Annotated in this window: 16 protein-coding genes and 4 pseudogenes; 11 read left to right on the forward strand and 9 right to left on the reverse strand. The window is 59.9% G+C overall.

Annotated elements, in window-relative coordinates; translation table 11 throughout:
• Positions 1 to 378 precede the first annotated feature (378 nt).
• From ACFSQT_RS11585 to ACFSQT_RS11595, 3 genes and pseudogenes are all read left to right on the forward strand, one after another.
• Positions 379 to 559 (forward strand): annotated as a pseudogene (locus ACFSQT_RS11585) (transposase); the annotation flags it as partial.
• Positions 560 to 631: 72 nt separating this feature from the next.
• Positions 632 to 808: a hypothetical protein gene (locus ACFSQT_RS11590; RefSeq protein ID WP_167391969.1), complete on the forward strand. Its 177-nt coding sequence runs from the start codon at positions 632 to 634 to the stop codon at positions 806 to 808.
• A gap of 336 nt (positions 809 to 1,144) precedes the next feature.
• Positions 1,145 to 1,357, forward strand: coding sequence for a cold-shock protein (locus ACFSQT_RS11595; protein ID WP_095081581.1), 213 nt, complete (start codon positions 1,145 to 1,147; stop codon positions 1,355 to 1,357).
• A gap of 168 nt (positions 1,358 to 1,525) precedes the next feature.
• Here ACFSQT_RS11595 and ACFSQT_RS11600 read toward each other — a convergent pair whose 3' ends face one another.
• Complete coding sequence (locus ACFSQT_RS11600) at positions 1,526 to 1,993, reverse strand: Ros/MucR family transcriptional regulator (protein ID WP_095081579.1); 468 nt, start codon at positions 1,991 to 1,993, stop codon at positions 1,526 to 1,528.
• Positions 1,994 to 2,096: 103 nt separating this feature from the next.
• A pseudogene (locus ACFSQT_RS11605) lies at positions 2,097 to 2,588 on the reverse strand (Mu transposase domain-containing protein); the annotation flags it as partial.
• Between the two features lie 918 nt (positions 2,589 to 3,506).
• Between ACFSQT_RS11605 and ACFSQT_RS11610 the strand changes: the two are divergent.
• Positions 3,507 to 4,620: pseudogene (locus ACFSQT_RS11610) on the forward strand (IS110 family RNA-guided transposase).
• A 489-nt stretch (positions 4,621 to 5,109) separates the two neighbouring features.
• On the opposite strand, the gene tnpC (ACFSQT_RS11615) reads toward ACFSQT_RS11610, so the two are convergent.
• The 3 genes from tnpC (ACFSQT_RS11615) to ACFSQT_RS11625 all read right to left on the reverse strand — a co-directional run bounded on the left by tnpC (ACFSQT_RS11615) (position 5,110) and on the right by ACFSQT_RS11625 (position 7,553).
• Positions 5,110 to 6,750, reverse strand: coding sequence for an IS66 family transposase (gene tnpC / locus ACFSQT_RS11615; RefSeq protein ID WP_379018614.1), 1,641 nt, complete (start codon positions 6,748 to 6,750; stop codon positions 5,110 to 5,112).
• A gap of 75 nt (positions 6,751 to 6,825) precedes the next feature.
• Positions 6,826 to 7,170: an IS66 family insertion sequence element accessory protein TnpB gene (tnpB, locus tag ACFSQT_RS11620; protein WP_023693549.1), complete on the reverse strand. Its 345-nt coding sequence runs from the start codon at positions 7,168 to 7,170 to the stop codon at positions 6,826 to 6,828.
• A complete protein-coding gene (locus ACFSQT_RS11625) occupies positions 7,167 to 7,553 on the reverse strand; it encodes a transposase (RefSeq protein WP_095090644.1) in 387 nt (128 codons plus the stop codon). Before ACFSQT_RS11625 ends, tnpB begins: the two co-directional genes overlap by 4 nt.
• A gap of 718 nt (positions 7,554 to 8,271) precedes the next feature.
• Between ACFSQT_RS11625 and ACFSQT_RS11630 the strand changes: the two genes are divergently transcribed.
• Together ACFSQT_RS11630 and ACFSQT_RS11635 are read left to right on the forward strand one after the other, a co-directional pair.
• Positions 8,272 to 8,718: a type II toxin-antitoxin system VapC family toxin gene (locus tag ACFSQT_RS11630; protein ID WP_379018616.1), complete on the forward strand. Its 447-nt coding sequence runs from the start codon at positions 8,272 to 8,274 to the stop codon at positions 8,716 to 8,718.
• Between the two features lie 4 nt (positions 8,719 to 8,722).
• On the forward strand, positions 8,723 to 9,709 hold the full coding sequence (locus ACFSQT_RS11635) for a CBASS cGAMP-activated phospholipase (protein ID WP_280952784.1): 987 nt from the start codon (positions 8,723 to 8,725) through the stop codon (positions 9,707 to 9,709).
• A gap of 491 nt (positions 9,710 to 10,200) precedes the next feature.
• Here ACFSQT_RS11635 and ACFSQT_RS11640 read toward each other — a convergent pair whose 3' ends face one another.
• Complete coding sequence (locus ACFSQT_RS11640) at positions 10,201 to 10,836, reverse strand: UPF0149 family protein (protein ID WP_379018618.1); 636 nt, start codon at positions 10,834 to 10,836, stop codon at positions 10,201 to 10,203.
• Between the two features lie 182 nt (positions 10,837 to 11,018).
• On the opposite strand from ACFSQT_RS11640, the pseudogene ACFSQT_RS11645 reads away from it, so the two are divergent.
• Positions 11,019 to 11,871, forward strand: a pseudogene (locus ACFSQT_RS11645) (IS110 family RNA-guided transposase); the annotation flags it as partial.
• A gap of 412 nt (positions 11,872 to 12,283) precedes the next feature.
• Here ACFSQT_RS11645 and ACFSQT_RS11650 read toward each other — a convergent pair.
• Genes ACFSQT_RS11650 through ACFSQT_RS11660 form a run of 3 tightly spaced genes read right to left on the reverse strand, consistent with a single transcriptional unit; the run spans position 12,284 to position 14,310 of the window.
• Entirely contained in the window at positions 12,284 to 12,715 is a 432-nt protein-coding gene (locus ACFSQT_RS11650) for an IS1096 element passenger TnpR family protein (protein ID WP_379018619.1), read from the reverse strand.
• Between the two features lie 8 nt (positions 12,716 to 12,723).
• The gene (gene tnpC, locus ACFSQT_RS11655; RefSeq protein ID WP_379018621.1) at positions 12,724 to 14,007 is read right to left on the reverse strand and encodes an IS66 family transposase; all 1,284 of its coding nucleotides are present in this window, start codon (positions 14,005 to 14,007) and stop codon (positions 12,724 to 12,726) included.
• Between the two features lie 12 nt (positions 14,008 to 14,019).
• Positions 14,020 to 14,310 (reverse strand): transposase, encoded by a 291-nt coding sequence (locus tag ACFSQT_RS11660; RefSeq protein WP_379018623.1) that lies wholly within the window; start codon positions 14,308 to 14,310, stop codon positions 14,020 to 14,022.
• Between the two features lie 486 nt (positions 14,311 to 14,796).
• Between ACFSQT_RS11660 and ACFSQT_RS11665 the strand changes: the two genes are divergently transcribed.
• The 4 genes from ACFSQT_RS11665 (at position 14,797) to ACFSQT_RS39815 (ending at position 19,104) form a co-directional block, all read left to right on the forward strand.
• Positions 14,797 to 15,435, forward strand: coding sequence for a hypothetical protein (locus ACFSQT_RS11665; RefSeq protein WP_379018625.1), 639 nt, complete (start codon positions 14,797 to 14,799; stop codon positions 15,433 to 15,435).
• A 364-nt stretch (positions 15,436 to 15,799) separates the two neighbouring features.
• On the forward strand, positions 15,800 to 17,620 hold the full coding sequence (locus ACFSQT_RS11670; protein ID WP_379018627.1) for a hypothetical protein: 1,821 nt from the start codon (positions 15,800 to 15,802) through the stop codon (positions 17,618 to 17,620).
• Positions 17,621 to 17,757: 137 nt separating this feature from the next.
• The gene (locus tag ACFSQT_RS11675; protein ID WP_379018629.1) at positions 17,758 to 18,096 is read left to right on the forward strand and encodes a hypothetical protein; all 339 of its coding nucleotides are present in this window, start codon (positions 17,758 to 17,760) and stop codon (positions 18,094 to 18,096) included.
• Between the two features lie 141 nt (positions 18,097 to 18,237).
• The gene (locus tag ACFSQT_RS39815; RefSeq protein ID WP_465264325.1) at positions 18,238 to 19,104 is read left to right on the forward strand and encodes a TIGR02391 family protein; all 867 of its coding nucleotides are present in this window, start codon (positions 18,238 to 18,240) and stop codon (positions 19,102 to 19,104) included.
• The last annotated feature ends 22 nt before the right edge of the window (positions 19,105 to 19,126 follow it).

Below are 19,126 nucleotides of genomic sequence, written 5' to 3' on the forward strand. Positions count from 1 at the left end.
CAAATCTGTGATGATCCAAAAGGAAAACGAAAAATGCCTACCTCAGAAAAAGACGCTGTGGCGCGCCCGAGGCTCCTGAAATTGCGGTCTCACTGGCCACGAACGATACTTGCTGCCACGGCGTTGGCCGTTGTAACGACCGCTCCAGCTCCAGCCGTCACCCAAGACGCGGACGAGCACTACTCCGACCAAAGCTTGTCGTTTGGTGAAGGCTGGGGGTGTATACTTTGGGCATTGTGCATTGGCGAACCAGATGTCATCGATTAGCTAGCCCGAAAAATTCATGGCGGGTTGGCGGATGTGGTGCAAGCCGTTGAAATGACGTAGGATTTGGTTGCTTACACCGATCCGCGCCATTTCCCGGAGACCACACCCGCCATGAATGATCCTACGCTGCCGCTGAGCGGTTTGTCATCTGTTCGCGGCAAGTGCGTCGTCGCCCGTTTTGATGGCGGCATGCTCTCTTCCAACGGTGGGGTTCTGGCACTGGCCGAGGTGGAGAAGCGGCTGCGGGTGGCTGACCGTCTGGCACGGTGCATCGACGATCCGCGCTGTCCGGACCAGGTCATCCGTAGCGTGTCCGATACTTCCTTACCATTGCGGAGGACATCCGTCGTGAGTGGATTCCTGGGTGAAAGCGCAACAGGACGGCGTGACGGTGACCGTCAGCATCGGAGGTGCGGAAGTTCTCATGGTGCAGATACTCTGGATGTCCTTCGCACTGCCGCACGATGCCTTTTTGAAGCGAAACAACGTGGACGGAACCGCGTTTCATTCGATTGTGAAGCAGCCAAGTTGCGGGCCGTAACACCGTAACCGGCCCCTCCTGGGGGCGCCGATGGAAAAGCACGCGACGGCCTGGTGGTGCTGATTGGTCTTCTTGGTGGACCGGTGGCCGTCGGTGCGACATTGGCTGCGTCGGCCGGACAGCGCCAGACATGCCTCTGCAATTGTTCGCAGCGGAGAGACCCCGGCCGAAGCGCAAGACGTACTTGCTGACAACAGGGTCATTGCAAGTGAGCGAGCTGCCGCCGATCTAGCGGGCCTTGCAATTTTTCGTTTTTGCCCAACTCCAAAGTTCGGTTATGAATCGGCACTGGCCGGACGGCCTGCCCACGTTGCAATTGTTACAAAGGATACGCATATGGCGACTGGAACCGTGAAGTGGTTCAACAGCAGTAAGGGATTTGGATTTATCCAGCCTGACAATGGCGGTCAGGATGTTTTCGTTCACATTTCCGCCGTTGAACGAGCGGGGCTCTCGACCCTCGCCGATGGTCAGAAGATCAACTATGAAATCGAACAGGACCGCCGCACTGGCAAGTCCTCTGCTGGCAGCCTCAGCAAAGCTGGCTGACTTTTTCCAGCGTGCTGGCAACGGCTATGGACAAGGGTGCATCCAGGCTGGGAAGCCGAGGCTGTTTGAAAGGGAAGGCGGGCTGGACCCCGCCTTTTCACATTCCGGGCAGATGCAGATTGTGCCGATGGCAGCTTGCGCGCCCCAGAGAAACCCCGATTTCTGAAATCAGGCCGCGGCCTTCTTGCGGGTCTGCTTCGCCGGCGCCGGCGTTTCCGGCTCTTTCGGTTTGCGGCCGAGCCCCATCGTCTTGGCCAACGCCGAGCGCGCAGCGGCGTAATTCGGCGCGACCATGGGATAATCCGCCGGCAGACCCCATTTGGCGCGATAGTCGTCTGGTGTCAGCCCATAGTCGGTCGACAGATGGCGCTTCAGCGATTTGAATTTCTTCCCGTCCTCAAGGCAGATGATGTAGTCCGGTGTCACCGACTTCCTGATCGATACCGCAGGCTTGAGAGCCTCCGCCTCTGCTGCGGAAACGCCGGCGCCGACAGTGCCTTTGAGCGCTGCGTGGACCTGGCCGATCAGGGCAGGGAGATCACCTACCGGGACCGGATTGTTGGAGACATAGGCTGAGACGACATCGGCGGTGAGCTCGATGAGGACGTCGATGTTGTTGTCGGCTTCTTCTGTCATGAAACTCTCCGGATGCTTGAAAGACAGTCGGCGAAGTGTCGCTACATAGTGGCGGATGAGCGGGAAAGCAAGAAAGCCCGGCAAGACTGCCGCGATGCGTCCAATCCACGGCATCGATGCCGTCGGCCAACACCGTGGCCAGGATCGACACCATCTGCCGATCGCCGTCATGCGCCGCCTTCAATCTGCGTCGGATACGCTCCATCGCGGGTGGCAGAGCCCAGTCCCGGAATGGCGCGCCATTGCGCAACGCACCGGGCTTGCGGGCGAGTACAGGGACGTAATGCCAGGGATCGTAGACCGTCTCGTTGCGCCCGAAGGAGCGGGCATGCTCGGCAACGACCACGCCGTCCTGACGGATGACGATCCGATCCGCATAGGCGTGGATCTCGACCGGCCGGCCGACGGCCGTCGACAGGACAGAGTATTTGTTGTTGTCGAAGCGCACCGTGCAGGTCTTCGACACCGAGGCCGGCACCGCGTGGAACCCGTCGAAGGGGCCGCGGTATTTGACCAGCTTGCCGCGCTCCTCCTCGAACACGTTCCAGATCGTTCGTTCAGGCTGTTCGACATGACGGTGCGCCTTGGCGTAGGCGCGGAGTTGCCGATCGCAATGACTATTTTTTCGGATACCAAGGCGTCGCTTGCGGAAACGTCGCGGACAACGGCGAGACCTTGACCCGCAGCCTGAATCAGCAATGTGTCGTCGGGATAGCTTGGCCCTTTCACGGTGCCTTTGGGTAGCCTCACACCTGAGGCGGTGAACCAGATTGACCAATCTGTACGCATCCGGTCATGCAGGAGTGGATAGCGAAGGCATATTGCCACCTGTCGCCATCGTACATTCGGCGTCTCGGACGCGCAACGAGGAGTATCTCGCGCTTGGCCTCCCAAACTTGACAGCCAATGGATGAAGGAACGCTCGTCCGGTTCTATTCAAACTCCTGCAAGGAATTCGACAAAATAGCGACACCGCCTAGCCGCAAGCTACGAAGGATTCCTAACCGCTTGAAATCTAAGCCATGGCTGCGTCTGGCATGACGTTTGCTTCGTGTCTCGTGTCGTTCACTGAAACGGAGTTTTTTCATGCGCACATAGACTCCAAAAGAATGTGTGATCGATACGATGATGTTATAGAAAGATAACAAGCGCACCTCGTCCCTCAAGAATGGAAAGACCTCATGACCCGCACCATTGCAGCAGCAGTTTGCCTTCTTACCGCTTCGGCCTCGGCGTTCGCATCAGAAGCACGAGAATTCAAAGATTTATCGAGTATCACTGTTTTACACAGCTGGAAATATCAACTCTCACCCGGAGCGACTGCCAAAAGGCGTCCGTCATTGCTGTCATATCGTTGCCCCAAACTTTACCCAAGCTGCCTGATGTGACGTGCATCTGACAACTAGTCCCTATGATTGCTGGGCCTGAGGGCGGCCCGTCATCCGATATGCAACGGTACGAGGGTTACGCCGGCTGGGCCGGCACAGAGCCTCATGCATAGGAGACGGGCCACATGGAACATACCCGATTTGTCGGTTTGGATATTCACAAAGAACGGATTTCAATCGCGGTGGCGGAGAACGGGCGCTCCGGTTCGGTGGAGTATCTTGGCGAGATTGCGAATGACCCTGATGCCATCAGCAAGCTGTGCGATCGTCTCGTGAAGTCCGGTAAACCGCTGGTGTTTGCTATGAGGCCGGACCGTGCGGCTATGGCGTTCATCGCCAACTGACAAGCCTCGGCCATCGATGCGACGTGGTGGCGCCGTCACTGATTCCGAAGAAGCCCGGCGATCGCGTGAAGACGAACCGTCGCGATGCGACCATGCTCGCCCGCCTCCACCGGGCCGGCGAGTTGACGCCGGTCTGGGTGCCCGACGCCGATCATGAAGCCATGCGCGACCTGATCCGGCTGCGCAGCGTCGTGCGACAAGTGGTGACGCGAGCGCGCCAACATCTTCAAGGATTTCTGCTGCGTCACGGACGCAAGCACGAGCGGGGAACCGCCTGGCGAATGGCTTATCGGCGATGGCTTTCGACATTGGCCTTCGAACATCCCGCTCAGCAGATCGCATTTCAGGACTACGTCGATGCCGTCATGGATGCGGAACGGCGCCTGCGGCAGGTCGAGGAACAGATACTCAGCCTTCTCCCGGAATGGGACCAGCGCCCGGTCGTTGACGCCTTGCAGGCGATGCGCGGCATCGCGCTGATCAATGCCGTGGTGCTGGTCGCGGAGGTCGTGACTTCACACGCTTCTCAAACCCACGTCAGCTCATGGCCTATTTCGGCCTGGTCCCTGGCGAGCAATCGAGTGGCGAGAGCGTCTGGCGTGGCGGCATCACCAAGACCGGCAACACCCATGCCCGGCGCGCGCTGGTCGAAGGCGCCTGGGCTTACCGGATGAGGCCGCGCATCGGCCGTCACAAGGTCGATCGGATCGAGGCGCTGCCAAAAGTCGTTCGCGACATCGGATGGAAAGCGCAGGTTCGACTGTGCACCCGATATCGTCGGCTCAGCGCGCGCGGCAAGAACGCCAACGTCGTCAATGTCGCCATCGCACGCGAGATGGTGGGCTTCATCTGGTCGATCGCCTGCACGGTTCAATCCGCGCCAAAGGCGGCATGACATCAACTTGACAGACAGCCCAGGAGAGGAGATCGCAACACCCAACATCAGCCTCGGCGCGATATGCGGTGCTGGAGGCGGGACAATGCCGGGGAGCCCTCGTCTCCACTATGAGCCTTGACGCTCGCCACCTAGACAGAGGCAGCCCCAAACGAAACAAGGTCATGCGGCTCGACCCGCGGATGAGAGATTGTTGACCGACGTTCAAGTCCCGCCTCTTGCACCTCATATCCGCCGTACAAGTACCTCGGCCGCCGATCGGATCCGGCGGGCTGCAACCTATGCCAAAGGCTATTGTCAGCAATCATGAGAGTGGAATGGTGCTTGCAACTCCCTTGCCGATTGCTACCAGCTTGTCGCGTAAATCATCGTCCAAGCCTTCGCGCATGGTGCCACCATCAGCCATCCTTCGCATTCCTCACATTGCCGAATTTGATTCAGCTCGTAGGCCAATATGGAACTCGCGCGAACTGACAACAACGTAAGCGGTTAGCTGACGGCGTCTGGTTTGAAGTTCCAGGGCATGAGCATTTCGATTTTGGCTGCGGGCCAGCGCTGAGCGATGCGGGTCAAGGTCTGGGAGAGCCAGGCGAGTGGGTCGACGCCATTCATTTTACAGGTTTGCAGAAGTGTCGCGACGGTCGCCCAGGTGCGTCCACCGCCCTCGCTTCCAGCGAAGAGACTATTTTTTCTCGTAATTGTCTGGGGCCTGATTGCACGCTCGACGATATTGGAGTCGATCTCGATACGACCGTCCATCAGAAAGCGTTCCAGCGCCTCCCGCCGGGTGAGCGCGTAGCGGATCGCCTCGGCAGTCTTGGATTTTCCGGAGACCTTGTGCAGTTCTTTTTCCCACAGGTCGAAGAGGCTCGCGACAATGGCCGCGGACTTTTCCTGACGCAGCGCGGCGCGGCTCCCAGCATCCTTGCCGCGAACCTCGTCCTCGACCTTCCACAATTCGGTCATGGCGGTGATCGTTGCCGTCGCGGCCTGTGAGATCCCGCTGATGTGCAGATCGTAAAACTTGCGCCGCAGATGCGCCCAGCACCCTGCGAGCCGGATTGTTTCATTGCCGCCGGCTTTGGCCCGTGCCTTGACCAGGTTAGTATAGGCCGAGTAGCCATCCACTTGCAGGATGCCCCCGAATCCAGCGAGGTGACGCGCCACGCAATCGGCGCCCCTGCTATCTTCAAAGCGATAAGCAACCATCGGTGGGCTGGTCCCGCCGAACGGTCGATCATCACGCGCGTAGGCCCACAACCAGGCTTTCGTGGTTTTCCCGGACCCAGGGGCAAGGGTGGGCAAGGTCGTCTCGTCGGCGAAGACCCTTTCGCCCTCCTTGACGCGCTCGAGGATGTAATCGGCGAGCATCTGCAACTCGAAGCCCAGATGTCCCATCCACTGCGCCATCAACGACCGGCTGATCTCGACGCCGTCGCGCAGATAGATCGCCTCCTGCCGGTAAAGCGGGAGGCCATCGGCGTATTTCGAGACAGCGATATAGGCGAGCAACCGCTCCGTCGGCAGGCCGCTTTCAACGATGTGCGCCGGCGCCAGAGCCTGGACCACGCCGTCACGGCCCCGGAAGGCGTATTTGGGACGGCGCGTGACGATGACTCGGAACTTCGGCGGCACGACGTCCAGCCGTTCAGAGCGATCCTCACCGATCAGGACCTTTTCCAACTCCTCGCAGTCGGTCGGGATTTCCGGCTCGATAACGTCCTCGATGCGTTCGAGGTGGGCGGCAAAACCCTTGCGCGGGCGCGGGGCACGCTTCGGCTTTTCCCCGGCCGCGTGAGCAAGTTCGCTCCGGATCGCCGAAAGGCCGGTCTCGACCTCCTCGAAGACAAAGGAGGCCTGCTCGTCGTCGATGGCCAGGCGTAGCCGCTCGGAACGCGTGCCATGTTGCGTGCGCTGCAAAACTTTCAGGATCGACGTGAGGTTGGCAATACGCTCGTTGGCGCTTTTCTCGACGGCTTTCAGCCGGGCGACCTCCGCCTCAGATGCTGCGATCCGAGCTTCGGCGACTGCGATCCGGGCCTCGCTCGCAGCCTGCTCGCGAGCCATGGAAAGGATCATCGCCTTCAGCGCATCAACGTCGTCGGGAAGGGCAAGATCCGGTAGAACCATGGCAAGCAGCAGAGCACAAAAACAGCCGCTTTCCCAACCGTTACAGCCCCATGATTCATCTTGCCGCAGCCGGTTTCAGCCCGTCGATAACGGCCGCCTGACCCTGGCCGGACGGATCTTTTTCCAGTCTAGCCCGGCCAGAAGCGCCATCAACTGGGCGTGGTCGAGACGCATGCGCGCGGCCGATATCGCAGACCAGCAGAAGCTGTGATCTTCCAGAGTCTTCGAATAAAGACACACCCCGCTGCCGTCCCACCACACGATGCGAACCCGGTCCGCACGCTTCGAACGGAATACGTGAAGCGCCCCCGAGAACGGGTCCAGGCCGCCGTCCCTGACCAGCGCCATCAAAGATGCCGCGCCCTTGCGGAAGTCGACAGGCTGGCACGACACGTAAACCACCACACCGGAAGCGATCATGCCTTGCGAACCGCGCGGATGATCCTCGCCAGGCGATCGGAATCAACATCGCCGCCGGCGCGCACCACGGCATCGCCAATGACGATTTCCACCGTGCCGCTGCCCACCGCTTCAAAGCGCGTGAACTTCGCCGGCTTGCTCGCTGCCTCCGTCAGTGGCGCAACCATGCCCGACGAAAGCGCCTTGCGGCGCCACCCATAGAGCTGCGAGGGATCCAGCCCCTCGGAACGCGCAACCGCCGACACATTGCCCCCTGGCGAGAACGCTTCGGCGACAAGCCGTGCCTTCTCGTCTTCCGACCGATGGCGCGGCTTGCGTCGGGACGGCACAGGCTCCGCCGTCAAAATCTCGAATGTTCGATGATGGCTCATACTGTCGCTCACAGGATTCTCCGCATGATTCATGCTGAAAATGAGCGATCAACCGCCTGCACGCTACGTGGGGATGCCTACGCGCTTACACAACAACGCGGGTACGCTCCAAAACATTGTGCAACCTCAGCCAATGGCCCGGCATCCGCGTGAGCGATCTCATATCAGTTGGCTGCGCGTCGAGAACGGTGCTTCCAATTTGCGCGCTCTTGATGTACATAATGTCGTCACTATGTACATTATGTCATCAACGGATGGAAAGGCGAACTGAAATGCCCATCAGGATGGAAAAAGAGTCAGCGACACAGAACAAAGAGATTTCGTTCAAATCCCTAGCCGACGGGGTTGGCCGCGAGTATGCGGAAATCATCTGGCGACACCTAGCACCCGAAGTCCTCAATGAGGGTTCGGCAGCAGCTATGTGCTACCCGGTAAACGAGGCCCGCAAACGCTTCTCGAGCAAAGCGGTTGCGCAAGGGCTCAGGCTATTTGCGGTCGACCGAGGTAAAGTTCATGGAACGCCAGCCGCAATGATGAGCGTCGCAACTCTCGTAGAAATGCTTACGGAAGCCCGAAGCAGACGATCGATAGTTGGTGCGCTTGCAGCGACTGAAGATCTGCCTGTTGCTCCACTCCTCACGGCTTCCGCAGGACGGCGAAGCATGCTTCCGGACCTGGAAGCCCCCAGCGTGAAACGAGAGGACCTACCTTCATTTAGAGCGGGTTGATCGTGTATTTATTGGACACCCAAGCGCTCACGGATCTGGTCAGCGGGAGCGAGAATGCGATCCGTGATCGCGTCGAGCGTGCGGAAATGCAAGACCACGACGTGAAGGCATCTGTTGTTTCGTTCGGATTGCTCAAGGCTCGAATCCTAGCCATGAGCGACCCGAGCGCCAGAGACGTTTGGGAGCGACGGTTCGAAGTGGCTCGACGGAAGATGCGCGCTTCAGGCGATCTGCTGGAAGTTTCGGAAGCGACAGCAATGGAGTTTGCGTTCCTCTATGGCCTCGATCTTTTCCGCGGCAATGCGGCAGGCCAGGCGATTCCATTGGGTGACGGTGATCTCCTAGTGCTGGCGACAGCCATCAGCGAAGGATTCACGCTTCTTACAAATGATGCGCAAGGTTACGCGGAAGCCATTAGAAATCGGGGTCTCTTGGTTGAGCAAGTCTGACGTGATGGATGAACTCCCTCCGGCCGCGCCTCTCCAGGATCACCTCCGCACGCGTATCTTGTCGTTAACAGGAGGTGGGATCAGAGGATATTTCAGCGCTCGCGCACTCCAAATGCTCGAGACCGAAGCCGATACGAAGATACAGGACAGCTTCAATACATACTCGGGTACGTCCATCGGCGGCCTGATTGCCATTGGGTTGGCTGTAGGCATATCCCCCGAAACGATAGCAACGGCTATTCGCCAGCATGGTCCTACGATCTTCAAGAAAAAATGGCACCGAGGACTGACGAATCCATGGCGGCTTCTTCGCACTGCGTACCCGCAAAAGCCTCTCAGGGATGCCGTTGAGGCGATCTTGGGCGACAAGGCGAAAACGAAGCTCGGCGAAGTTGAGGTTCCTTTGCTCGTCCCGGCGCTCGATTTCCGAAGATCCGCACCCAGGATTTTCGTTTCGAAACCCCTGGCCGGAGCTGATGACGATCTTGAAATAACCCTGCTCGATGTTGCTCTCGCTACGTCAGCCGCTCCGACCTACTTTCCCCCGCATCGGATCCGCGATGGCATTTTTGTCGATGGCGGCCTTCTCGCGAATTCTCCCGATATGATCGCGGCGCAGCGCTGCTCGGATTCTTTGGGTGCCGATTGGAATGGTATCCGGATACTGAGCGTTGGAACGGCTGCTTTCGAAGCGACGAAAGACGGTCAGATGAAATCCCCCGGCGCGGCGCGATGGATGTCAAAACACGATCTGTTCGGTGTCACAATCGATGCCCAAGCCAGATTGTCGCTATCATATGCAAAGGCTCAGCTTGGTTCTCGCTTGTATCGGCTTGACGAATCCCCCAGCCGGCCGATTGCTCTGGACGATGCCACCGACGGCGCGCTTTCCGATCTCGAAAAAGCGGCCGATCGAGCGGTAAAACGCCTGAAAGGCGATAGCCAGGCTTGGAATGCATTCCTTGCGAGACGCCAGCGCTCTCAGCTCTAGCCCAATGAATTCATTTCAGGCAGGCTCGGCCGACTGATCCCAAAAGAGCGCTTCTACGTACTCAGGGTCTCTTCGAATTCTGTAGCTGGGCTGCCGAAGCTCCGTAGTGCGAGCAAACTACTCCCCGCTCTTTCCTGTTCCGATCCACCGGAGGCGGCGCTGGTCATGGGGGGGCTCGTCGGCAATCTGCCAGTGCGGGCTTCGCTCCCCACAGCACCCCTCACGTCCCATTCTCCTGTCTCGCCCCTCTGGAGTCGGTCACGGCCGATGTCGCCGCTCCACCATCGTTCACCCCATGACGTAATCTATCGCTTCGCCGCCGGCCGGGTATTCGTAGAGATAGGTCAGGTGCGTCCAGTGGATGCACTCGGCCGAGGCCGGGTAGCGATACCAGAGCGGTGCGCCCAGGCACCTTCCGCGAAACCATCTTGTGATGTGTCTTTGGTGGGTCGGTCGTTGGTCCGCTGGCCGCCGGAGATCACTCCGGATCGTCATAACGGGTGACGTAGTGGAGTTCGCGGAGGGCGGGGATGACGAGTGCGATGTCTTTGTAGGCCTCGTGCTCGATGAACTGCGCGGTCTCGGGCCCCGGTCGGGGCTTGCCGAGGACGGGCCTGCCCTTTTTGTCGACGCAGTAGATCAGGATCGGCAGCAGCAGGCCGTGGTTGGGGTTGGTCGAGGTCGAGTAGCCGTTTCCAGCGTTTGATGTTGAGATTCATGGCCGCATGGAACCCCTGGCACCACGGCCGGGGGTCGATGCCGCCGCCGGGCTTGATGGCGAAGCGGGGCGCATAATCCTGCGGTCTGTCGAAGAGCGTCTCGTTGATCCGGTTGTGGATCCTGGCGAGGCTGGCAAACACGGCGTGATCGGTTGCAGAGCCTTTGGCCAGGACGTCGCGCGGCAACCCCATGAGCGGGCACATCCAGTCTTGCGGGTCCGCGAACCGGGGCCCGGTGACCGCCGCCGTTACGAAGCCATCCAGCGCCGACATGGTCCGCACCAACGGGCGGCGGGCGGTCTTGGCGGCCATCCAGGCCTCGAGCGCCTCGTCCGACAGCGCCATGTCATCGATCGCGCTCATGCCGCCAAGGGGAGCGGCATCTCTTGGCGGCGCACCCAGTTCCATATGTGGACGGCTCCCGCTTGCAAGTGTTTTTTACAGATATTTTTGATCGGATCGCTTGCTTCCATATGTGCGGCCTTTGTGTGTGGTCGCACATGACCACTGGCCAAGATGGTTTCCGCAACGCATGTTCCTAACACGGCAACGACCTTGAAAGGCCAATGGAACTGACGGAGTATCACGCGTCCGTCTGGTTCTATCATGCGCTGACGGGGGAAGGCCTGCCGGCGATCTGCATCGATGCCCGTCACGCCAAAGCGGCGCTCGACATGGCGCCGAACAAGACCGATGCGAACGATGCAGACGGTCTGGCGCAGCTTGCAGAAGTTGGCTTTTACCGGGAGGTGCGGGTCAAGCAGTATGACAGCATGCTGACCCGCACACTGGTAGCCGCGCGCAGCCAGCTGATCAAGATCGTAACCGAGCTGTCCAATCAGATCCGTGGGCTGATGAAGACATTCGGGCTGGTCGTTCCCAAGGGTGCCGGCCGCGTATTCGAAGCCAATGTCCGAAACCTGATTGTCGACAACAAGGGACTGGAGCGGATTATCCTGCCTCTGCTCGAGACCTGGCGCACCGTGCGCGACCGGGCGGCGGAACTTGATCGGCAGCTTGTCGCCGCTGCGCGGGAAAGCGCGCCATGTCAGCTGCTGGTGTCGATACCGGGTGTTGGCTCGGTTGTCGCAGCCTCCTTCGCTTCAGCGATCGAGGGCTCCGGAAAACTTCAGGACATCTCGTTCAGTTGGTGCGTGGCTCGGTCTCACCACCCGGCGCTACCAGTCGGGAGAAGTTGATTTTGACGGGCATATATCGCGGCGTGGCGACAACCATCTGCGGGGTCTGCTTTATCAAGCTGCCGTGGTGATCCTAACGAGAACCCTTGCTGACAGCACGCTTCGAACCTGGGGACTGAAGCTCAGGAAAAAGGTCGGCTTCAAGCGGGCCGCGGTCGCCGTGGCGCGCAAACTCGCTGTCATCATGCACACAATGCTGAAAACCGGCGAGCCTTTTGATCGGTCCGCCGGCGCGACCGCCTGAGATCGCACCGCATGGCATGGGAGACCACTCATGACTTGAAATTGAGCCACAACCAGATTGCGTCCTTTCTTCGGACACGCCGAGACGTCCCTGCCGGGACGTAGGTCGGGCCATTCCGCTATCGTGGGTTGCAGGTGCGTAACGTCCACGCAAACTGCGTTAATTACATTGGAAGGCCTCGCCTTGCGAATATCCATAATGCGGCGAACAGATGTCGACCGCGAAGACAACCATGCCTCCCGGCAAACGATCATCAACAGCGCGAAGAAGACCAGGCAGCGCGATCGTAACATCGCCTCCTGTTCGCTGTCTGTCCAAAAAACAGCAATGGCCTCTTCGGGCTATTCAAAAAAGACTTGATCAATGATCTGCGATTAGACAACCCACCCTTTCGATGCGACACGGTGCGTCGTCACTCGTCGTCGATGTCCGGGTACTGCGGGGGAGCCTTGCCGATCTTGCTGACGATCCTCGGGTAATTGGCATCGGGCTGCGCCTGCCCTGTTCCAATAACTTCAACGCGGAAGCGCCACTCGTCACCGTAGTCGTACAAGAAGGTCATTGCCGAGCCCACCTTCTGGAAGGCTGTGCTGACGCGCGTGCCCTTCACGCTGCGAGAGCCGCTCCCCTCTATGTCGGCGAAGAGTTCGAACCGCAGGGGCGAGTCGAACAGCTTTCCCGTCAGCTTTGAATAGAAGCCGTAGGCGTGGTCCAAGTCGAAGCCAAATGCCGCTACGATGGCTTCGGCCAGATCCGCCAGCGTGCTCGAACTCGACACCTCGATGTCCCGACAAAGCCGTGCCCGAAGAGAGGCTCGGAAGATCAAGGTCGCGGGCTCAGTCATCGCAGATTTCAGGCGCTGACGGTTTGAAGGATGATTTTGAAGGGGTTCGTGCCTGGCGCGAGACGAGCCGTGTCGACGACGGTTCGAATGTCGGCTTCGCCCTGGGCGGCCCACATGGCGCGATAGCCGTTGGTGATCTTCCGTTGAACGACGGCGGGTCTCAGCGCCCGTTCGCAGGCGTTGTTCGTCGCGTCGACCATTCCTGGCCATTGGGCAAAGGTCAAAAGTTGATTACGAGCTCGCCTGAACTTGTTTTGGATGTCGCGGGCCAGATCGCACGACGTTGTGGTGGCGAAGATATCGTCCAGACTTCGCTCCAGGGCGCGACGCTTGCCGGCGATGGTCGAGGCGGCGAAGGTTTCCATACCGTCGGCTAGGGCGAAGGCCCTTTGCAGCCAACGTTTGAGCCGTGAGGGCAGCATGTCCTCACTTGCCTCGTCCGCATAGGCGACGTCGCGGGCGAGATGCGCCAGGCAGGTCTGATGCGCATTTGCGTGACCTTGTTGTGCGGCATAGCGATCGGAACACCAGACGTCGGGACGATGGCCGTCCATCAGGGTCCGGACCACGACAGCGCCGCGCGTTGGCGCCGCTTGATGAACAACCGCTTCGGCGCAGCGAAACACCCAGTGGTAGGCGTTGCTTCCTTCGATCCGCACGCCGGTCTCATCGGAGGCGATGACCTTGGCCCGGCGCAACGCCGCGACGGCCTTGTCGCACTCGGCCGCGAACGCGCCCTGCGCACGGCGCAACATGTTCATCAGTCCGCCCTGGCTAATGTTGAGACCGAAAAGGTTCGCGAACGCGCCCTGCAGCCGCTCGTAGGACAGGGCCTGGAAAGTCTTGAGATAGGTCGCTACGGCGTGCACGCGTGGCCCGAACGGCGTCCCCTTCGCCGCATCTGGCACAGCCGCGACGACCAGCGTGCCGCAGGACGGGCAACGGACTGCCAGGCGCCGATGGCGCTCAATCAAAGGCCTGATCGCAGGAAGCTCAATCTTGTCGTGCTCGCTGACGGTTTCGGCAGCAAGATCGCTTGACAGGCTGGCGCGGCAGCAAAGACATTGGTCGGGATGATGATCGATGATGCGATCGGCATCCTCACTCATGGCGCGGCTGTGACCTTTATGACCCGCCTTAGCGCCGCCAGGCTTTGCCCTGTCCCGACGCGCCTTGCGATCGCTCGAAGGTGGCTTGGACGACGTGCGCGATGTCTTCTCTGGCCGCTGTATCCGCAGCACCAGATCGATCAACTCTTCCTTCGTCAGACGCTGCAAATCAGTGCGATCCATATCCCCATAGATTCAGGGATTCTTGCCCCTGACAAGGGCGTGAGTAATTACATCCTCGTAGCCGGCGGCGATCATCTTCATGCGGAAGCCGATCATGTCGGCCAGGCTGTGGGCGATCTGGTCCGGGCAGCGCGGATCATCGATGCAGCGCGCCAGACGGTCCGCCACCCGCAGCCGCTTCTCCACCTCGGCCAGAGCCAGAACGCCGCTGTTGGACGACAGCATGCCGCCGTCGAAACGGGCGATCACGGACTTGCCACCGACAGATGACAAACCGGCCAGCGGCAGCGTAAGATCATTCATGGCGGGTGCGGTCTCCGGGAAATGGTTCGGATCGGCTTCGACAACCAAATCCTACGTCATTTCAACGGCTTGCACCACATCCGCCAACCCCCATGAATTTTCCGGGCTAGTGATACCGAAGAAATGCGCGAGTTTCTGGACAGCGCCCCCGACCGCTGGACGTACGAGCGCCTGAAGGCCGCTGTTGAAGGTCGTGATCCAAGGACAGTATGAACATGATCGCCGCATCGAGCCATCGATGAGCAGCAACTTTCTCGGTCGGCTCAACTGATAGCGGCCAGCCTGCAATCCACCCTTTGCTGCCATTTAGTATTGTCAAATTTCTGGCGGGCTTGTTCTGTTGACATTATGCTACATTAATTTTCAAAGACTGCAGGGGTTCGCCGCGAGTGGATCGTTTACCAACGTCACAAACCGCCTGTTGCCTACTGAAGCCATTTCCAGATACCGCGTTGGCGGCAGGGTAGGCGCTGAAGGCCGAATCAGTTGAACAGCTTGTTCGAGCAAAATTTCGCGGTTTTCTTCCCGCTGTTCTGGCTGGCGATCACCACGTTTCTCGCGGTGTTGTCGGGCTGGTTTCGGCTTATGGCGAAGTTTCCAAACCAGTCCGAGGAGCAGCTTCTGCGAATCCGTGGTCAGTCTGGCTCAATGGGACTCGGGGTCAGCATGCAGGGCATACTGGCGTTGAGTGTCTGCCCTTCAGGACTCCGGGTCGGGATCATGCGGGTGTTTGGACCGTTTTGCAGGGACTTTCTTGTTCCGTGGGAAGCTATCAGGGTCACTAGGAAAAATGTCTTGTTCGGCCCGGTAGCTAAACTTCAATTTGGGCAACCGGCGATCGGATCCCTGACCATTCCAGCACACGTTGCCAACAGGCTCGCAGGTGCGGCGACGGGGCGGTGGCCAGAAACCGGGCCGTTCCCTGTAGAGAAGCACCGTGACACGCTACGGAGACTGCTGACCCAATGGGCTGCGATTACTTGCGCCGCTGCGCTGTTTTTCACGCTTGCGCCCTTGGCACTTGCGCCGGCCGCAGCTAGCCCCCCGATTGTTGTCGCGATCCTGTTTCCGGCGATCCTCGTTGGCTTGGTTACAATCGTAAGATACGTCCGCGAAAAGAATTGAAAGCGACATAAGGCCGGGCCGCAGCCCGGCCTGGCGATCGGTCAATAAGGTCGTGCCGAACGCCGCACCTCTGCCACGCCTCCGAATTACCCCTCCGAACCCTCGTCAGCCGCTTCGGTGGATCAAAAGGCCGCCTTCGCCGGTGGGCGACCTATGCTGATGTTGTGACCGCCAGGAGCGTTGAAAAACACGATCTTGGACGGGTTGCTGGCGAAGTTCCCAAGTCGGCAGGCTGACACCGTCAAGGGAGGCATGCTTGCCTGGCGCAGCCAAATCACGGATCATCGCCGCCCCGCGAACAGGAACGGCGATGCACCGGACGACCCTCGGCGAATTGATGAGCTGCACCGCTGACGGCAAGCGCTTGGTCGCCCATGCCGCCGACACTGGCGAACCCGTCCATATTTTCAATGCCTTGTCAGGTCTGGCCTGCAACTGCATCTGTCCAGGCTGCGAGCGGAGAATGGTGGCTCACCGCGGCAGCCGCCGCCAGCATTTCCAGCACGAGGCCCGCGTCGAGGGTCGCAGCTGCACCTCCTCCGGCGAAACGGCGCTCCATAAGTTCGCGAAGACGGTCCTTGGACGCGAGTTGGTCCTCATGCTTTCCGCCCTCGACGAGACCGATGGCACTCACACCGTGCATGTCGTGAGGGAAGGGCGCTTCGAATTCGAGAAAGCGATCCTCGAATGCAGGCAGGGCGAAGTCGTGCCCGACGTGATCTGCCGGATCGGCGACAGGGACCTGCACGTCGAATTCAAGGTCACCCATCCCTGTGGCCCGGAGAAGATCGCCAAGCTGAAGAAGATGGATGTAGGCGCGATCGAAATCGACCTATCGGGCTGCCGTGACCGTCCGCTGGACGAACTGGCGGACGCGATCCTGTTCGAAGCGCCACGGATCTGGCTGCACAATCCGAAGACGGCCAAGGCGCGGATCACGCTCGCGGGCATGGAGCGCGAGCGGCAGGAAAGCATTGGCAACGAAGCGCAGCACCTGCTAGCGGCGTACAAGGCCGAGGCCATCGATCTATCTGAGATAGGCGTATGGGAGGACGGCGCCGTCAATCACGGGCTCGCCGATGCGGTCGTGGATGGCGGAGCTGACAACCGGGGGTTCCTGGTGCGCGATGCGGAATGGAAGGCTTTCGTGCTGCTGCAGATGGCTATCGGCTCGAAGAAGGGCTTCACCCGGAAAGAGGCATTGGCCGCCATAAAAGCGGAGGGATGGGTGTCCAGGGATTTCGGTTTCGTCAGGGAAGAGTTGGCTGACCGGATGCGGGAACTGGAGGACAGCACGCTCAGGGTGCCGTGGGAGGCGCTTGGCGATTACATGAAAGCGATGGAGCGCGAGCGTTACCTGGTTCCCGCCGCATTCGGCAAGCGTGTCACCTGCGGTTCGCGACTTCTCGAGGCGATCGCTGCGGCGAAGGATCTGAAGGAGCGCCCATCGAGGCGGACCGAAGACCTGCAAGGTCTGGTTCAGGCGGTCCTTGCGTTCGTCCGCGAGGAGTTCCGCGAAGGCTTCGTCTTCGAGAATTGGTTCGAATGGCCCGTCGGACCTACAGACATCCGGCCCGCCGACGCCATACATCTGGACGACGCGGATTGGGAGCGGTTCATCCAGCCGATCGAGAAGTTGCGGACCGCCCTGTGGGCCCGACCGCCGTCGATCTCGGATGCCTGCGGTCTTCCTGTGGAGGAGGAGGTTGCGGAGAGACAGGCGGCCCATCGGCGGACCGAGGAAAAGCGTGCGGCGGAAGCGCAGCATCGCGCCGAGGAAGAAGCCAATGCCCGCGAAGCCGAAGTCGGGAAGGTCGTGCGCGCTGCCATGGGGACGGATGCCATCACATGGATGTCGACGCCTCTGGAAGGCCTCGCGGGCCTATCTCCGGCGGAAGCCGCCAGACGCTCGAAGGACGGCGTATGGAAGGTCATCGCGGCGCTTGATCGATGGCGGGACGAGCGCGCCGCCGATGCCCGTCGGCTCGAGCAGCGCGAGCAGAGCCTATCCAAGCTTCGGAATGCTGCACGGGAGAGCTTCGGACGGCCCGATTTCGCAGATTTGTGGATAAGACAGCCTTGCAAGGGATTGGCCGGAAAGAGGCCCGAGGATATCTGCGTCGACGACCGATCTCTCGAAAAGTGCCTCGAATTCCTTCCTGGCAAGAAGGCCCGCCGCGCCTGACTGCGGAGACGGTGCAGCCGCCTCGGGAATACGTTCGCCTCGAGGTTGTGAAAAGCGGGCATGACAAAAGGTTTCGCAACCGCAGCCCTCTCTTGCGTCGTAAGATTCATGCCGATCTTCAAATAAGGAACGGATTTATGGATCGAGAACCCGTCGACATTCAGCAGGCGCACCGTGCTTACATCGCTGCCATTGAGCGGCTGCAACTCGTCGCGCATTATCTCGACCGCGCTCATATGGGGCGATCGGCAACCGATTCGGAATTGGCAGACATCCATGATCGGCGCAAAGCGAAAGAGACGGCGCTCCGCAAGATCTGTACGTGGCCTTGTCCAGACTTCGCAACGCTGCGCAGCAAGGCAAAGATCCTGCACGGAATACTGATGAGCGGCGAGACGCTGGGAGGGAACGAACAGAAGGCCTTGGTGCAGTCGATCTTGCAGATGGATAAAGCCACATCTGTCCGATTCGAATAATCCGTGGCTGCTTTACGCGTGGCATTCTCTTTCGCCTGATGCGAAGGCCGTATGGCGGCTCAAGCGCCGAGCCATCCGTAGGTGCCCTGTGACAACTTGGAGCCCATACGCTACCACGTCAGAACGACTCAGGAGGGTGTTATGGCTTCGTTTTCCCAGGAACAGCTGCAAGCCATTGCGGATGCACTTGCGGATACTTCAGAGGGATTGAGAGGCCCCGAAATTGGTCACCTTCTGACGAGCTGTCATATTAAGGATACTGATCCCGCCATCACGAAGAGACATCGTCTCTACAACGCCTTCGCCCATGAACAGAATACGCGCCGCGATCGTACTCGCATCATGGGATTCATCCGGAAGGCCATGAAGCCGGCGCGGTTCGCCCGCGAGTCTGAACGTTTCGAACCAATGCGTGCGAACCTCAACCGGGCGCTCGCGTTCACGGGGCTTTCGGTCGCCGCCTCCGGCGAGCTGTCGAAGGCAGAACAGGTCGAGACGCTCGGGCAGGCAGAACGGCGGGCGCGGGAGCTGCGCGAAGGCCTCGCGTCACGAGGCGTGCATCCGGACGTGATGAAGTTCTGTCGGCAAGAACTGCTGCAGGACAACTATTTCCACGCCGTGCTCAAAGCGGTGAAGAGCATCGCCGCCAAGGTGCGGTCCCGCACCGGGCTCGATGACGATGGCGCCGTGCTCGTCGACAGGGCGTTTTCTGGGACTACCTCCGATGTTGGCAATCAACGCCCTCGCGACCAAGAGCGAGCAGGACGAGCAGAAGGGCTTCGGCAATCTGCTGAAAGGGACGTTCGGGATGTTCCGCAATCCCACCGCACACGAGGCTCGGATAAACTGGACGATGTCGAAGGAGGATGCGGAGGACTTGCTGTCGCTTGTCTCGTTGATTCACCGTCGTCTGGACGCTGCCAGCATGCCACCGCGAGCATGATGCTTCAGGCAATTGCGGCAGTTGACGCCGCCGTATATGTTCTATATTTGTTCCCGCCACCATGAAACAGGCATCGCTCCTCATACG

The organism is Mesorhizobium calcicola (genome assembly GCF_042682105.1).
GTDB lineage: Bacteria > Pseudomonadota > Alphaproteobacteria > Rhizobiales > Rhizobiaceae > Mesorhizobium > Mesorhizobium calcicola.

Excerpts from the sequence above, each read along its gene's own strand:
- ACFSQT_RS11595 (WP_095081581.1), top strand. The coding sequence starts at position 1,145 with ATGGCGACTGGAACCGTGAAGTGGTTCAACAGCAGTAAGGGATTTGGA.
- ACFSQT_RS11600 (WP_095081579.1), bottom strand. The coding sequence starts at position 1,993 with ATGACAGAAGAAGCCGACAACAACATCGACGTCCTCATCGAGCTCACC.
- tnpC (WP_379018614.1), bottom strand. The coding sequence starts at position 6,750 with ATGGTTCTACCGGATCTTGCCCTTCCCGACGACGTTGATGCGCTGAAG.
- tnpB (WP_023693549.1), bottom strand. The coding sequence starts at position 7,170 with ATGATCGCTTCCGGTGTGGTGGTTTACGTGTCGTGCCAGCCTGTCGAC.
- ACFSQT_RS11635 (WP_280952784.1), top strand. The coding sequence starts at position 8,723 with ATGGATGAACTCCCTCCGGCCGCGCCTCTCCAGGATCACCTCCGCACG.
- ACFSQT_RS11640 (WP_379018618.1), bottom strand. The coding sequence starts at position 10,836 with ATGGAACTGGGTGCGCCGCCAAGAGATGCCGCTCCCCTTGGCGGCATG.
- ACFSQT_RS11650 (WP_379018619.1), bottom strand. The coding sequence starts at position 12,715 with ATGACTGAGCCCGCGACCTTGATCTTCCGAGCCTCTCTTCGGGCACGG.
- tnpC (WP_379018621.1), bottom strand. The coding sequence starts at position 14,007 with ATGGATCGCACTGATTTGCAGCGTCTGACGAAGGAAGAGTTGATCGAT.
- ACFSQT_RS11660 (WP_379018623.1), bottom strand. The coding sequence starts at position 14,310 with ATGAATGATCTTACGCTGCCGCTGGCCGGTTTGTCATCTGTCGGTGGC.
- ACFSQT_RS11675 (WP_379018629.1), top strand. The coding sequence starts at position 17,758 with ATGGATCGAGAACCCGTCGACATTCAGCAGGCGCACCGTGCTTACATC.
- ACFSQT_RS39815 (WP_465264325.1), top strand. The coding sequence starts at position 18,238 with ATGGCTTCGTTTTCCCAGGAACAGCTGCAAGCCATTGCGGATGCACTT.